General features: G+C 56.8%; 17 protein-coding genes and 1 other annotated feature. Of the genes, 4 read left to right on the top strand and 13 right to left on the bottom strand.

What is annotated here, in order from left to right; translation table 11 throughout:
* Position 1 precedes the first annotated feature (1 nt).
* Genes IM294_RS00360 through IM294_RS00345 form a run of 4 tightly spaced genes read left to right on the top strand, consistent with a single transcriptional unit; the run spans position 2 to position 4,066 of the window.
* Complete coding sequence (locus tag IM294_RS00360) at positions 2 to 658, top strand: CoA transferase subunit B (RefSeq protein WP_126817493.1); 657 nt, start codon at positions 2 to 4, stop codon at positions 656 to 658.
* A 9-nt stretch (positions 659 to 667) separates the two neighbouring features.
* Positions 668 to 1,849 carry an acetyl-CoA C-acetyltransferase gene (locus IM294_RS00355; RefSeq protein ID WP_193360289.1) on the top strand — a complete coding sequence of 394 codons (1,182 nt, stop codon included), beginning with the start codon at positions 668 to 670 and terminating at the stop codon, positions 1,847 to 1,849.
* Between the two features lie 41 nt (positions 1,850 to 1,890).
* A complete protein-coding gene (locus IM294_RS00350; RefSeq protein WP_202816180.1) occupies positions 1,891 to 3,285 on the top strand; it encodes a GntP family permease in 1,395 nt (464 codons plus the stop codon).
* Positions 3,286 to 3,295: 10 nt separating this feature from the next.
* The gene (locus IM294_RS00345; protein ID WP_048959435.1) at positions 3,296 to 4,066 is read left to right on the top strand and encodes a 3-hydroxybutyrate dehydrogenase; all 771 of its coding nucleotides are present in this window, start codon (positions 3,296 to 3,298) and stop codon (positions 4,064 to 4,066) included.
* A gap of 43 nt (positions 4,067 to 4,109) precedes the next feature.
* On the opposite strand, the gene selO is transcribed toward IM294_RS00345, so the two are convergent.
* The 13 genes from selO to infC form a co-directional block, all read right to left on the bottom strand.
* Positions 4,110 to 5,552 (bottom strand): protein adenylyltransferase SelO, encoded by a 1,443-nt coding sequence (gene selO, locus IM294_RS00340; RefSeq protein ID WP_126817497.1) that lies wholly within the window; start codon positions 5,550 to 5,552, stop codon positions 4,110 to 4,112.
* Positions 5,553 to 5,613: 61 nt separating this feature from the next.
* Positions 5,614 to 6,330, bottom strand: a complete 717-nt coding sequence (locus IM294_RS00335; RefSeq protein ID WP_028012821.1) for an EAL domain-containing protein — start codon at positions 6,328 to 6,330, stop codon at positions 5,614 to 5,616.
* A gap of 291 nt (positions 6,331 to 6,621) precedes the next feature.
* Entirely contained in the window at positions 6,622 to 7,086 is a 465-nt protein-coding gene (locus tag IM294_RS00330) for a C40 family peptidase (protein WP_028012820.1), read from the bottom strand.
* Positions 7,087 to 7,160: 74 nt separating this feature from the next.
* Positions 7,161 to 7,916, bottom strand: a complete 756-nt coding sequence (btuD, locus tag IM294_RS00325) for a vitamin B12 ABC transporter ATP-binding protein BtuD (protein WP_126817499.1) — start codon at positions 7,914 to 7,916, stop codon at positions 7,161 to 7,163.
* Positions 7,916 to 8,467: a glutathione peroxidase gene (locus IM294_RS00320; RefSeq protein WP_028012818.1), complete on the bottom strand. Its 552-nt coding sequence runs from the start codon at positions 8,465 to 8,467 to the stop codon at positions 7,916 to 7,918. The genes btuD and IM294_RS00320 overlap by 1 nt, the downstream gene beginning before the upstream one ends.
* 22 nt (positions 8,468 to 8,489) lie before the next feature.
* On the bottom strand, positions 8,490 to 9,470 hold the full coding sequence (gene btuC, locus IM294_RS00315) for a vitamin B12 ABC transporter permease BtuC (protein WP_088205301.1): 981 nt from the start codon (positions 9,468 to 9,470) through the stop codon (positions 8,490 to 8,492).
* 102 nt (positions 9,471 to 9,572) lie between these two features.
* Positions 9,573 to 9,872, bottom strand: a complete 300-nt coding sequence (ihfA, locus tag IM294_RS00310; protein WP_003857805.1) for an integration host factor subunit alpha — start codon at positions 9,870 to 9,872, stop codon at positions 9,573 to 9,575.
* Between the two features lie 4 nt (positions 9,873 to 9,876).
* Complete coding sequence (pheT, locus tag IM294_RS00305) at positions 9,877 to 12,264, bottom strand: phenylalanine--tRNA ligase subunit beta (RefSeq protein WP_126817501.1); 2,388 nt, start codon at positions 12,262 to 12,264, stop codon at positions 9,877 to 9,879.
* Between the two features lie 15 nt (positions 12,265 to 12,279).
* Positions 12,280 to 13,263, bottom strand: coding sequence for a phenylalanine--tRNA ligase subunit alpha (pheS, locus tag IM294_RS00300; RefSeq protein WP_020884406.1), 984 nt, complete (start codon positions 13,261 to 13,263; stop codon positions 12,280 to 12,282).
* 62 nt (positions 13,264 to 13,325) lie between these two features.
* Positions 13,326 to 13,450: a sequence feature (Phe leader region), on the bottom strand.
* Positions 13,401 to 13,445, bottom strand: coding sequence for a pheST operon leader peptide PheM (pheM, locus tag IM294_RS00295; RefSeq protein ID WP_001386830.1), 45 nt, complete (start codon positions 13,443 to 13,445; stop codon positions 13,401 to 13,403). Its footprint overlaps the feature before it by 45 nt.
* A 117-nt stretch (positions 13,451 to 13,567) precedes the next feature.
* Positions 13,568 to 13,924, bottom strand: coding sequence for a 50S ribosomal protein L20 (gene rplT / locus IM294_RS00290; RefSeq protein ID WP_000124850.1), 357 nt, complete (start codon positions 13,922 to 13,924; stop codon positions 13,568 to 13,570).
* A gap of 50 nt (positions 13,925 to 13,974) precedes the next feature.
* Entirely contained in the window at positions 13,975 to 14,172 is a 198-nt protein-coding gene (rpmI, locus tag IM294_RS00285) for a 50S ribosomal protein L35 (protein ID WP_003030583.1), read from the bottom strand.
* Between the two features lie 97 nt (positions 14,173 to 14,269).
* The gene (gene infC, locus IM294_RS00280) at positions 14,270 to 14,812 is read right to left on the bottom strand and encodes a translation initiation factor IF-3 (RefSeq protein WP_059287945.1); all 543 of its coding nucleotides are present in this window, start codon (positions 14,810 to 14,812) and stop codon (positions 14,270 to 14,272) included.
* Between the last annotated feature and the right edge of the window lies 1 nt (position 14,813).

The following is a 14,813-nucleotide window of genomic DNA, read 5'->3' as shown; positions in this document are numbered from 1 at the left end:
GATGTTAACCCGTGAACAGATGGCCAGGCGCGTCGCCCGCGAGCTGCGCGACGGTTATTACGTCAACCTGGGGATCGGCATCCCTACCCTGGTGGCGAACTACATTCCGGACGGGATGGACGTGATGCTGCAGTCGGAAAACGGCCTGCTGGGGATGGGGGCTTTTCCCGACGAGCAGACCCTTGATCCTGACATGATCAACGCCGGTAAACAGACCGTGACCGCGCGGACCGGCGCGGCCATTTTCGACTCGGCCCAGTCGTTTGCCATGATCCGCGGCGGCCACGTGGACCTGACCGTGCTGGGCGCATTTGAAGTGGACGTGGAGGGCAACATCGCCTCGTGGATGATCCCCGGAAAGATGGTGAAGGGCATGGGCGGCGCGATGGATCTCGTTGCCGGGGCGCAGAATATCATCGTGGTGATGACCCACGCCTCAAAGAGCGGTGAGTCGAAGCTGCTGCCGCGCTGCACGCTGCCGCTCACGGGCGCGGGCTGTATCCGTCGGGTCCTGACCGATCTCGCGCTGCTGGAAATTCAGGACGGCGCGTTCATCCTGCGGGAATACGCCCCGGGCGCCAGTATTGACGAGATCGTGCGTAAAACGGCAGGGAAAATCATTGTGGCGGACGACGTGCGCGAGATGCGCTTCACCTGAGGGGTCAGCATGAAAAAGGTCATGATTGTCGGAGCAACGCGAACCCCCATTGGCAGTTTTCGCGGATCGCTCTCGTCCCTTTCTGCGGTTGAGCTTGGGGCCGTCACGGTACGGCACCTGCTGGAGAACAGTGGTCTCAGCGCCAAACAGGTAGACGAACTGATTTTCGGCCAGGTGCTGACGGCCGGATGCGGGCAAAACCCCGCCCGCCAGACGGCCATCGGCGCCGGATTGCCCGTCAGCACGCCGGCGACCACCGTCAACCTGGTGTGCGGTGCGGGCTTAAAAGCGGTCCAGCTCGCCGCCCAGGCGATCCGCTGCGGCGACGCGGAGGTGGTTATCGCCGGCGGTCAGGAGAGCATGAGCAACGCCCCGTATCTGCTGGACGGCGCACGTGCCGGGCTGCGTTTCGGGCATGCGGGCCTCAAGGACAGCATGATTACCGACGGCCTGTGGGACGCATTCAACGATTACCACATGGGGATCACCGCAGAAAACGTCGCCCGCGAGTATGACATTTCCCGCGAGCAGCAGGACGCCTTCGCCGCCCGCTCGCAGCAAAAAGCGGCGTCCGCCATTGAGTCCGGCCGGCTTGACGCCGAGATAGCGCCGGTGACGGTGAAACAGGGTAAAAAGCCGCCGCTGGTTATTGATCGTGACGAACAGCCCCGACCAGGCACTACCGCAGAGCAGCTTGCGCAGTTGCGCCCCGCCTTTTTGCACGAGGAAGGCACCGTCACGGCGGGGAATGCCTCCACGCTCAACGACGGTGCCGCCGCGGTGCTGCTGATGAGCGAGGAAAAGGCGCGGGAGAGCGGATTGCCTGTCCTTGGCCGCATCGTGAGTTACGCCGTGACGGGCGTTGACCCGTCAGTAATGGGCATGGGCCCGGTCAGCGCCTGCCGGACGGCGCTGGCGCGGGCGGGCTGGACGCTCGACGAGGTGGACCTCATTGAAGCCAATGAAGCCTTTGCCGCCCAGGCGCTGGCGGTGGGCCAGCAGCTCGGCTGGGATGAGCACAAGGTCAACGTTAACGGCGGTGCCATCGCCCTGGGCCATCCGATTGGTGCTTCCGGCTGCCGAATCCTCGTGACCCTGCTGTACGAAATGCAGCGCCGTGACGTTAAAAAAGGGCTCGTCACCCTGTGCGTAGGCGGCGGACAAGGCATTGCCCTGACCGTCGAGCGTTAAACCTCTCGTTGGTACCCGAATAATAAGTAAAGTGAGGAGTCATAATGAGTGTGTTAATAGCCCTGGCGGCGCTGGCACTGCTGATGCTGGCGGCCTACCGCGGATACAGCGTTATTTTGTTTGCGCCGATCGCGGCGCTCGGTGCCGTGCTGCTGACCGATCCGGGTGCCGTCGGCCCGACGTTTACCGGCCTGTTTATGGAAAAGATGGTGGGCTTCGTCAAGCTCTACTTCCCGGTGTTCCTGCTGGGTGCGGTGTTTGGCAAGCTGATTGAGCTTTCCGGCTTCTCACGCTCCATCGTCGCCGCCGCAATCCAGATCCTCGGGCGTCGACACGCCATCCCGGTGATTGTCCTGGTATGCGCGCTGTTAACCTACGGCGGCGTTTCGCTGTTCGTGGTGGCGTTTGCGGTGTACCCGTTTGCCGCCGAGCTGTTTCGCCAGAGCGGCATCCCTAAGCGGCTGATACCGGCCACCGTGGCGCTGGGGGCATTCTCGTTTACCATGGACGCCCTGCCCGGCACGCCGCAGATCCAGAATATCATCCCCACCAGCTTCTTCGGCACGAACGCCTGGGCGGCCCCGTGGCTGGGGCTTATCGGCTCTCTGTTTATTATCATCTTTGGCCTGCTCTGGCTGGAGCGCCAGCGCCGGAAGGCGCTCAATAATAATGAAGGTTACGGCACGGATCTGAAAAATGAACCCGAGACGCCGGATAACATTAATCTCCCGCATCCGCTGATTGCTATCTCTCCGCTGCTGGTGGTGGGCATACTGAACCTGCTGTTTACCCGCTGGATCCCCGGCTGGTACGGCGTGAGTCACGAGCTTACCCTGCCCGGCCTGGCGAAACCGATTGTGACCGAGGTGGGCAAGATCACCGCCATCTGGGCCGTGGAGGCGGCGCTGATCGCCGGTATCGTGCTGGTGCTGGTTTTTGGCTTTCGCAATATCCGGGGGCGTCTGGCTGAAGGCAGCCGAACGGCGGTGAGCGGAGCCATTCTGGCGGCGATGAATACCGCCTCGGAATACGGTTTCGGCGCGGTTATCGCGGCGCTGCCTGGGTTCCTGGTGTTATCCAAAGCGCTGGCGGCCATTCCGAATCCGCTGCTAAATGAGGCCATCAGCGTGACCGTGCTCGCGGGGATCACCGGTTCGGCGTCCGGCGGGATGAGTATTGCCCTTGCCGCCATGTCCGACTCGTTTGTCGCCGCCGCCCATGCGGCCAATATCCCGCTCGAGGTGCTGCACCGCGTGGCCTCGATGGCGAGCGGCGGGATGGATACCCTTCCCCATAACGGGGCGGTGATTACCCTGCTGGCTATCACCGGCCTGAGCCATCGCCAGGCCTACGGCGGCATTTTCGCTATCACCATCATTAAAAGTCTGGCAGTACTTTTTGTCATTGCCGTGTTCTATCTGACCGGCATTGTGTAAGGAGAGAAAAATGAATCTGAACGGTAAAACCGCCCTGGTCACCGGCTCAACCAGCGGCATTGGTCTGGGGATCGCCCGCGTGCTGGCGAAGGCGGGCGCGCAGCTGATCCTCAACGGCTTCGGCGACAGCGCATCGGCACGGGAAGAGATTGCGCAACTGGGCAAAAAGCCGGGCTATCACGATGCGGATCTGCGGGACGTATTGCAGATTGAGGCCATGATGCGCTACGCCGAATCGCAGTTTGGCGGCGTGGACATTCTTGTGAACAACGCCGGGATCCAGCACGTGGCTCCGGTTGACGCCTTCCCGGTAGAGAAATGGAACGACATTATCGCCATTAATCTTTCCGCGGTGTTTCACACCAGCCGGCTGGCGCTGCCGACCATGCGGGATAAAAACTGGGGGCGCGTCATCAATATCGCCTCCGTTCACGGGCTGGTCGCGTCGAAAGAGAAATCGGCCTACGTTGCGGCCAAGCACGGCGTGGTGGGCTTTACCAAATCCCTGGCGCTGGAAACCGCCCGCACGGGTATTACCGCCAATACTATTTGCCCCGGCTGGGTACTGACCCCGCTGGTGCAGCAGCAAATCGACAAACGTATCGCGGACGGCGTACCGCCGGAGCAGGCTCGCGAACAGCTTCTGGCGGAGAAACAGCCTTCAGGGGAGTTTGTTACCCCGGAACAGCTGGGCGAGCTGGCGCTGTTTTTGTGCAGCGACGGCGCCGTGAACGTTCGCGGCGCTGCGTGGAATATGGATGGCGGCTGGGTTGCTCAGTGATGAACAGGCCGGGTAAGGCAACGTCGCCGCCCGGCTAAAATCGCTAGCTTGAGCAGCTGACCTCCAGCCGCTTGCCCCAGTCGGGCGGGCGGCTGACGTAGTCATCATCCCGGTCGGCAAACGGCGTGCGCAACGCCAGATGCAGCCGGTGTAACTCGTCGTACTCACCCTGCTCTGCCTGCTCAATCGCCCGCTGCGCCAGCCAGTTGCGTAATACCATCGCGGGATTCGCTGCGTTCATCTGCGCCTGACGGGTAGCGTCGTCTACCTGCTCCTGCTGCAGCCGCGTGCGGTACTGTGCAAACCAGTCGTCAAACGCCTGACGGTCAATAAACTCGTCGCGCAGCGGCGAGGCGGCGCTGTGCTGCTCCGTCTGGCCCAGCATTCGGAAGGTGCGGGTGTAATCGCTTCCCTCACGCGCCATCAGGGCAAACAGGCCGTTGAGGATGTCGTTGTCGCCCTTCTCCTGGGTCATCAGCCCCAGCTTGTTACGCATCAGCGTGCCGTATTCCCGCAGCAAAAGGTCCTGATAGCTGTCGAGCGCATCGTTCAGGGCATCAACGTCGATAAACGGCGATAAGGTTTGTGCAAGCCGCTGGAGGTTCCACAGCCCAACCGCCGGCTGATTGTCAAAGCTGTAACGCCCCTGATAGTCGGAATGGTTGCAGATATACCCCGGCTGATAATCGTCCAGGAAACCAAACGGACCGTAATCAAAGGTCAGGCCAAGAATCGACATGTTGTCCGTATTCATGACCCCGTGAGCAAAGCCTACCGTTTGCCAGCGCGCAATCATCGTGGCGGTACGGGCAACCACGTCCCGGAACCAGAGAACGTATTTATCCGCCTCATCCTGCAGATGCGCCCAGTGGTGGCGAATGGCGAAATCCGCGAGCTGGCGAACCTTGTCAGGCTCGCGGCGATAGTAAAAGTGCTCAAAATGACCAAAGCGGAGATGGCTTTGCGCAATGCGCATCAGCATCGCCCCCTTTTCCACCGTTTCGCGCGTCACCGGCGTGTCGCTGGTGACGATCGACAGCGCGCGGGTGGTGGGAATCCCCAGCACATGCATCGCTTCGGATGCCAGACTTTCGCGTATCGTTGACCGCAATACCGCGCGCCCGTCGCCCATTCGTGAGTAAGGGGTAAGACCTGCGCCTTTCAGATGCCAGTCAACCGTCTCCCCGTTGGGAAGCCGTTGTTCGCCGAGCAGGATCCCCCTGCCGTCACCCAGTTGCCCCGCCCAGACGCCAAACTGGTGTCCGCTATAGACCTGAGCCAGAGGCTGCATACCGGGGAGAAGCGTCTCGCCTCCCCAGACGCCAGCACTGTCTGAACGCTGAAACAGATCGGGCGGAATAGCCAGCTCATCGGCCAGCCGATCGTTATGCCAGATAAGACGTGAATTATGTAACGGTGTTGGTTTGAGTGCGGTGTAAAAGCCAGGCAACTCGTCATGCCAGTGAGCAGTAAAAGACAGGGTCATAAGTCCTCCTGCCTTTAGTGTAGAGGGTTTACCCGGACTTAAACACGGGCGAAAGGCAGGGTTATCGCTGCTGAACGAGCGTCGTGACGTGCTCCGCCGAGACGGCTGGCCAGAGCGCACCCTGCATGGCACCAAAATTGAAGGACAGAACGCGCTGCAGCAAACCGTGGTCGTCAATGCCGGAGACGATCACCGACTGGCAGTGCGGCGTTATTTGCCAGAGGATCGCGCGCATAAAAGGCTCGAAAGAAAGCTCAGAAGCACGCTGCTGGATGAATCCTTTATCAAGAATAACCCGTTTAAATAATCCATCATAGACGGCCTTGAGCGATGCAGCACCGGCTCCAAAGTTTGCCAGCACCAGCGGAAAATGGATCGCCATTCTTGCCAGCTGCAGATCGTCCTTTCCGTTATTTAAACCTGGATAGTTCTCATTAACAGTAAACTCAAGAAACGGATAACGCTCAAGAATTGAAACAGCATTCCCATTACTTAATAAAAACTCAACAATTGCTGGTGTAATATTGATCCATGCAATTAACTGATGCTGAATAAAAAACAGTTTACAGGTATCAAGCAATTGCAGTTTTTCGTTAAACAGCGCTAACTCCTCTGCCGCTGAAAGCCGAGGGATAACGAGCTCAGTGGGGATCCTCACATCGGTGCCGACGCCAGTAAAGTTAACCAGTATTTCTAAACCTTTTAGCTCGCCTGCGCTATTACGGGCAGGCAGAAGCATCAGTTCAGACTGGTAAGCATTATCTAGCGTAATAATCATTGCACTCGCCCCGCATTAAAGATGAGAGAGGACATCCTGGAGCAATTGCTGACACAATTCCACTGTCTTGATTTTAATAAGTTTAATTTCATTAGTTCCGTATTAATTTTCAGATTTATCCCTGAATCTAAAATAATCTTATCCTGGTTACTGAGTAATAGCCAGTTTTAGATAAAACAGATACATAAGGATGTTGCTAATTTAGGTAAATTTAACTTTAATCAGCTTATTTGAGAAAAACGGCATGGTTTAATAGTTACCATGCCGACATAAGAAACGTGTTCGGGCAGTCTAAATACGTCGCGCCTGCCAGAAATTTTTACGCCAGTACACGTTATCGAGAGAAGAGCGCATCACGCCGCGGCTGGTAGAGGCATGAATAAACTGATTGTCTGTATCATATATCCCAACATGCAGGCCGCTTTCTCCCGATCCGGTTTTGAAAAAGACCAGATCACCGGGAAGGAGATCGTCTTTATCAATTTCAGTGCCTATTTCCGCCTGCTTGCGCGTGTCTCGCGGAAGCTGTAAATCAAACTTGTCACGAAACGTCATCAGGACAAAGCCTGAGCAGTCCACCCCGCCGCGGCTCATGCCGCCGTAGCGGTAAGGCGTGCCGCGCCAGTTGCTCAGCTGATCGTTAAGGCTGGCAATAACAGTGATAGAATCCGATAGCCGCGGATTAGGCGGCGGTGCACGATGGCTGCTGCATCCCGCAAGAAAGAGTGCCGCCACGAAGAGAAACCAGAATCGCATTTTCAGACGAATCCTCTGCTTTTATTGTTCTTTTGGTAATTTAGCGTGCAATTGTGTTCACAGGCAAGAAACGGTTACTCCTGCCCGGTAGAAATCAGCATCTTATGTCCCTCTATATCCAGCCTGCGGAACGACATGTTGTAGGCGCGGGCAAGATTTGGCGGCGTAAGGACCCGATCCCGCGTACCGCTGGCGATCATCCTGCCGCGCGACAGGAGCCACACGCGATGGGCGTGACGTAACGTATGGTTAAGATCGTGGCTGCTCATCACTACGGCGATACCTTTTCTGCTCAGAGCGCTTAGCAGGTTATCCAGCGCCGCCTGCTGGGCAACATCCAGACCGCTCATCGGTTCATCCAGCAGCAGCATCCTCCCGTGAGGGTTGCCCGCGGGATGGATCTGCAGAATGACCGCCGCCAGACGCACCCGCTGCCATTCCCCCCCGGAAAGCTGGCTGGCAAGCCGGGACAGTTTATCTTCCAGCCCTAACGCCGCAGCCACTTCCTCCAGCAGTGTCGTATGCTGTTTGTCGTGCAGATGCAGCATCAGATAATGCCAGACCGGCATCGCAAAAGGCGGTACCTGCTGCTGCACCAGGTAGCTGCGCCGGTGGGCCAGCGAGGCGGGTGACCAGTCGACCAAAGCATGTTCCAGCAGCGTAATCTGCCCTGGCCCGGTGGTCAGCCCCGCCATCCGCGCCAGCAGCGTGCTTTTACCCGCGCCGTTTGGCCCGACGAGATGCAGGATTTCACCCGAATTGATGTCGCAGGTTACCGGCTCCAGACGCCCCTTCTCGGCGACGTCCGTGAGCTGCATCAGCAGCGACATTATTTCGCCAGCGCCAGCTTAATAGATTCCATGACGATCGGGTCCTCAGGCGTCATATCCGGCGAAAAACGCTGAACGACCTGGCCGTCACGACCAATCAGGAATTTTTCGAAGTTCCACAGAATATCGTCCGGATAGAGCGGCGCGCGGCCTTTGCTGGCCATGCGCTCGTAAAAACCGCTCTCTTCCGGCGCAACGGCTTTCGGCGCGGCGGCAATCAGCTTCGCATACAGCGGATGGCGGTCTTCACCGTTGACGTCAATTTTGCTGAACATCGGGAACGTCACGCCATAAGTGGTGCTGCAGAAGGTTTTGATCTCTTCTTCGCTGCCCGGCTCCTGGCCCAGGAACTGGTTGCACGGGAAGCCCAGCACGGTAAAACCGTCTTTCTCCCAGGCCTTCTGAATATTCTCCAGCTGCTCGTACTGCGGCGTCAGGCCGCATTTCGATGCCACGTTGACGATGAGCAACACCTTGCCTTTGTAGCTTTCCAGCGTGGTGTTATCCCCATCAATGGTGGTCACTTCGGTATTCAGGATATCTGACTGCATAGCATTTCCTCAGGTTGTCGATTTAACGTCCAGCTTTTAATAGTAGCCAGATAAAGACTGGCGCGCCCAGCGTTGCGGTTACCACGCCAACAGGCAATTCTGCGGCCGTCAGGGCGAGACGGGCGATGATGTCGGCCACCAGCAGCGTGGCAGCCCCGGCAACCGCCGAGGCCGGAAGCAAGGTTCGATGATCCGTGAAGCCGCAAAGACGCAGCATGTGCGGAATGACCAGCCCAATAAAGCCAATCGCCCCCGCCAGGGCCACGCTCACGCCTACCAGCCAGCCAATGGCAATGACCAGTACGTTACGCCAGAAACCAATCGGCATGCCGAGCTGGCGGGCAGAGATTTCCCCCAGCGCGAGCCGATTCAGCGGCTGGGCCTGCAGCGCAGCCCACGCGATGACCGGTACCAGCAGCGCCATTAGCCAACCCTGGTGCCAGTCAACGCCGCCAAAGCCTCCCATCATCCAGTACATGAGCTGACGCAGGTCAAAGGAGGTCGAGAAGTAAACCGCCCAGGTCATCAGCGCGCTACAGATGATCCCCAGCGCGACGCCGGCAAGCAGCAGCCGGCTGGTCGACAGGTGACGTCTGGCGAAGCGAAGAAGAATGACTGTGATCAGCAGTGCGCCGAGAATGGCGCTCAGGCTAATGCTCCAGCCGGAGAGTCCTCCCCCGCCCAGCATCACCGCCGCAATCAGCCCGACGCCTGCACCGTTCGACACCCCCAGCAGGCCGGGCTCCGCCAGCGGGTTTTCGAACAGCGCCTGCATAATGGTGCCAGACAGCGCCAGCGCGGCGCCGACCAGGATCACCGCGACGGTGCGCGGCAGGCGAATTTGCCAGACGAAGAGCTGCCCGTCAGGCCCCAGCCAGCTTTCAGGCCCGATCCAGCTGTCGCCTGCGCAGAGGCTAATACCCGCGGCAAGAATAAGCAGCAGCACCAGCAGAAGCAGGCGACGCCGATCGGAACGGTGCTGGCGATGAGCATAATCAAGCATGTGTACGGTTTGTTAGCGAGTGATGTAATTGATTTTACGGCGTGTTTGCCGGAGAGCGCAAAGAAAAAAGGCCGCGTGGGCGGCCTTTTTGGTTAGTTCATATTACTCTGCTTTAGGCGTTGCGTTTTCGACGCGGCTCTTTAACTTCTGGCCGGGTCTGAAGGTCACCACGCGGCGGGCTGTAATGGGAATATCTTCCCCCGTCTTCGGGTTACGGCCCGGACGTTGGTTTTTGTCTCGCAAATCAAAATTGCCAAAACCGGAGAGTTTTACCTGCTCACCATTTTCCAGAGCACGACGGATCTCTTCGAAAAACAGCTCTACCAGCTCTTTGGCATCCCGTTTGCTAAGCCCAAGCTTATCAAACAGATATTCTGACATTTCAGCTTTTGTAAGCGCCATAGGTTCAATCCCTCAATGATGCCTGGAATCGCTCTTTTAATGCCTCTACACATTTGGCGACGGTAGCGGCAATCTCCTCTTCTTCGAGTGTACGGCTGGTATCCTGAAGGATAAGGCTGATAGCGAGGCTCTTGAAACCTTCTGCTACGCCCTTGCCGCGGTACACGTCAAATAAGTTTACGCCAACTACCTGATTTACGCCAACTTTCTTACATTCGGCCAAAATATCTGCTGCGGGCACATTTTCGGCGACCACAACCGCGATATCACGGCGGTTTGCAGGGAAGCGAGAGATGTCCTGCGCCTGAGGAATCACGCGGTCTGCAACCGGGCTCCACTCCAGCTCGAACACGATGGTACGGCCATTCAGGTCCAGCTTACGCTCCAGCTCTGGGTGAACAACGCCAATGAAACCAACGCGTTTGCCGTCTAAATAAATCGCCGCGCTCTGGCCCGGATGGAGCGCAGGAATCGCTTCCGCGCGGAATTCAATTTCAGATAATTTACCGGTCAGATCAAGAATCGCTTCCAGATCGCCCTTCATATCGTAGAAATCAACCGTGCCTTTTGCCAGGTCCCAGTGCTCTTCGTAGCGGTTACCGCTGATGGCGCCAGCCAGCATGAGATCCTGACGGATGCCTAAATTTGCCTGATTATCCGGCACAAAGCGCAAACCGCTTTCGAAAATGCGCACGCGGTTTTGCTGGCGGTTCTGGTTGTAAACGATAGTCCCCAGCAGGCCCGTCCACAGGGACAGACGCATCGCGGACATTTCGCTGGAGATTGGGCTTGGCAGGATCAGCGCTTCCTGACCCGGGTGGATCAGCTGCTGCAGCTTAGGATCAACGAAGCTGTAGGTGATCACTTCCTGGTAGCCTTTGTCGTTCAGCATGGTTTTCACACGCTTCAGGGACAGGTCGGCTTCACGGTGGGTGCCCATCACCAGACCCGCCTGCACAGGCTCGTCAGGGATGTTGTTGTAGCCGTAAACACGGGCCACTTCTTCCACAAGGTCTTCTTCAATTTCCATGTCGAAACGCCATGACGGCGCAACGGCCTTCCACTCGTCCTGACCTTCGGTCACTTCGCAGCCCAGGCGCGTCAGGATGTCGGTCACCTGCGCGTCGGCAACGTGGTGACCAATCAGGCGATCCAGCTTGCTGCGGCGCAGGGTAATGGTCGCACGCTTCGGCAGGGTCGCTTCGTTGGTGACGTCGATAACCGGACCCGCTTCGCCGCCGCAGATGTCGATCAGCAGGCGGGTTGCACGCTCCATCGCTTTGTACTGCAGCGCCGGATCAACGCCGCGCTCGTAGCGGTGAGACGCGTCGGTGTGCAGGCCGTGACGGCGCGCGCGGCCGGTGATGGAGAGCGGGCTGAAGAACGCACATTCGAGCAGGACGTTTTGCGTTTCGTCGTTGACGCCAGAGTGTTCGCCACCAAAGATACCGCCCATCGCCAGCGCTTTGCTGTGGTCAGCAATCACCAGGGTGTCGGCGTTCAGTTTGGCTTCTGTGCCATCCAGCAGCACCAGGGTTTCGCCCTCTTTCGCCATGCGCACAACGATGCCGCCGTCGATACGATCTTTATCGAACGCGTGCATCGGCTGGCCCAGCTCCAGCAGAACGTAGTTAGTGACGTCAACCACGGCGTCGATTGAGCGGATACCGCAGCGGCGCAGTTTCTCTTTCATCCAAAGCGGGGTTGGCGCTTTAACGTTAATGCCTTTTACCACGCGACCGAGATAGCGCGGGCAGGCATCAGCAGCGTCAACCTGAATCGGCAGCACGTCACTGATGGTCGCTTCAACCGGCACAATCTCCGGCGCGTTGAGTTCGGTCTGGTTCAGTACGGCCACGTCGCGCGCCACACCGATAATACCTAAGCAGTCGGCACGGTTTGGCGTGACGCTGATTTCGATAGTATTGTCATCAAGCTTCAGGTATTCACGGATATCGGTACCCACTGGCGCATCCAATGGCAGCTCGATGATGCCGTTGTGGTCGTCGGAAATACCCAGCTCGGAGAAGGAGCACAGCATGCCTTCAGACGGCTCACCGCGCAGCTTGGCCGCTTTGATTTTGAAATCACCCGGCAGTACGGCACCGACGGTCGCCACGGCCACCTTCAGGCCCTGACGGCAGTTTGGCGCACCGCAGACGATGTCCAACAGACGGTCGCCGCCTACGTTCACTTTTGTCACGCGCAGTTTGTCGGCATTAGGGTGCTGGCCGCACTCGACCACTTCACCCACCACGACGCCGTTGAAGGCACCGGAAACCGGCTCAACGCCGTCAACTTCCAGGCCCGCCATGGTGATCTGGTTGGAAAGCGCTTCGCTGTCCAGCGTGGTGTTAACCCATTCGCGTAACCACAGTTCACTGAATTTCATTGTTCTGTCCTGCCCTTATTTAAACTGTTTGAGGAAACGCAGATCGTTTTCGAAGAATGCACGTAAGTCGGTCACGCCGTAGCGCAACATGGTCAAACGCTCCATGCCCATGCCGAACGCAAAGCCGGAATAAACTTCCGGATCGATGCCCACGTTGCGCAGCACGTTTGGATGCACCATGCCGCAGCCCAGCACTTCCAGCCATTTGCCGTTTTTACCCATCACGTCAACTTCCGCAGACGGTTCGGTGAACGGGAAGTAGGACGGACGGAAACGAACCTGCAAATCTTCCTCAAAGAAGTTGTTCAGGAAATCGTGCAGCGTGCCCTTCAGGTTGGTGAAGCTGATGTTTTTATCAACAATCAGACCTTCCATCTGGTGGAACATTGGGGTGTGGGTCTGATCGTAGTCGTTACGATACACGCGGCCCGGCGCGATGATGCGGATTGGCGGTTCCTGTTCCTTCATGGTACGGATCTGAACGCCAGAGGTCTGGGTACGCAGCAGACGCGTCGCGTCAAACCAGAAAGTGTCGTGGTCAGCGCGTGCCGGATGATGGCCAGGAATGTTCAGGGCGTCGAAGTTGTGGTAATCATCTTCGATTTCCGGGCCAGTCGCCACGGTAAAGCCGAGCTCACCGAAGAAACTTTCAATACGATCGATAGTACGGGTAACCGGATGCAGACCACCGTTTTCAATACGGCGACCCGGCAGAGAAACGTCGATGGTTTCTGCCGCAAGACGCGCGTTTAGTACCGCGCTCTCCAGCTCGGCCTTACGCGCGTTCAGCGCCTGCTGAACCTGCTCTTTGGCTTCGTTAATCACCGCACCCGCTGCCGGGCGTTCTTCTGGCGGCAGTTCACGCAGGGTTGTCATTTGAAGGGTCAGGTGCCCTTTCTTCCCAAGATATTCGACGCGGACATTGTCTAACGCGGCAACATCTGAGGCCTGATTAATGGCGGCTGTTGCACTGGCAACCAGCTCTGCGAGATGTGACATGATTTTCCTCATTATGTCGGTGCAGACACCGATTTGGTGGAGTTATTCTCTCAAATTCAGGCACAAAAAAAGCCTCCATCGGGAGGCTTATCTGGCGCTGTTTTTCGTTTCATCTTTCACGCGCTAGCCTCCTGGAGTCAGGTGCTAAAGTAAAAGAAGAAGCGGAAAATAGCAGCATTCATGCTTGCGTTACCTTGTTGGGTAAAAACCGGTAAGACCTTATTGAAAAGCCTGCACGGATAAATGTCAATCTTCTGATGGTGTTAAATGAAAAGAGGGAGCCAGGCCCCCTCTCTCAACTGGCTTATGCCAGTGCTGCTTTCGCTTTTTCGACCAGAGCGGTGAACGCTACTTTGTCGAATACTGCGATGTCAGCCAGGATCTTACGGTCGATTTCAACAGAGGCTTTTTTCAGGCCGTTGATGAATTTGCTGTAAGAAATACCGTTCTGACGTGCTGCTGCGTTGATACGCGCAATCCACAGTTGACGGAACTGACGCTTACGCTGACGACGGTCACGGTAAGCGTACTGACCTGCTTTGATAACAGCCTGGAAGGCAACGCGGTATACGCGTGAACGCGCACCGTAGTAGCCTTTAGCTTGTTTCAAAATTTTCTTGTGACGTGCACGTGCAATTACACCACGTTTTACGCGAGCCATATGTGCTCTCCTGTATCTATATTCTTAGTAAAAAATTAAACGTTAACGGCTTATGCGTACGGCAGGCACGCGATAACCAGACCCAGATCGCCTTTAGAAACAAGGCCTTTTGGACGCAGGTGACGTTTACGCTTAGTAGATTTTTTGGTCAGAATATGACGCAGGTTTGCGTGCTTACGCTTAAATCCACCACCACCGGTTTTTTTGAAGCGCTTAGCAGCACCGCGTACGGTCTTAATTTTTGGCATCTTAATAACTTCCACTTCGCATTGTTAAATAAACGAAACATAGGCGAACAAAACCTATGAAACCCGAAGGCTCCACAGATTTTGCTGCTTGAAGGCCTTACTGTTTCTTCTTAGGAGCGAGCACCATGATCATCTGGCGGCCTTCGATCTTCGTAGGGAAGGATTCGACTACTGCCAGTTCACTCAGATCTTCACGGACGCGGTTAAGCACTTCCATACCAATCTGTTGGTGGGCCATCTCACGACCGCGGAAACGCAGCGTGATCTTGGCCTTATCGCCATCTTCCAGAAAGCGAATCAGGCTGCGGAGTTTTACCTGATAATCGCCATCGTCGGTACCAGGACGGAATTTGATTTCCTTAACCTGGATAACTTTTTGCTTCTTCTTCTGTTCCTTAGAAGACTTACTCTTTTCATAAAGGAACTTGCCGTAGTCCATGATACGACAAACTGGCGGTTCGGCGTTAGGGCTGATTTCAACTAAATCTACTCCAGCTTCTTCAGCCTTTTCGATCGCTTCTCTCAGACTCACAATCCCCAGCTGCTCGCCTTCCAGACCTGTTAAGCGAACTTCCTGGGCGCGAATCTCGCCATTGATACGATTCGGACGTGCCGTTTGAACTCGTTTTCCGCCTTTAATA

Source organism: Enterobacter cloacae complex sp. P43RS (genome assembly GCF_014930585.1).
GTDB lineage: Bacteria > Pseudomonadota > Gammaproteobacteria > Enterobacterales > Enterobacteriaceae > Enterobacter > Enterobacter bugandensis.
The sequence above is the reverse complement of the archived record's forward strand: the minus strand, read 5'-3'. Positions and strand labels throughout refer to the sequence as shown.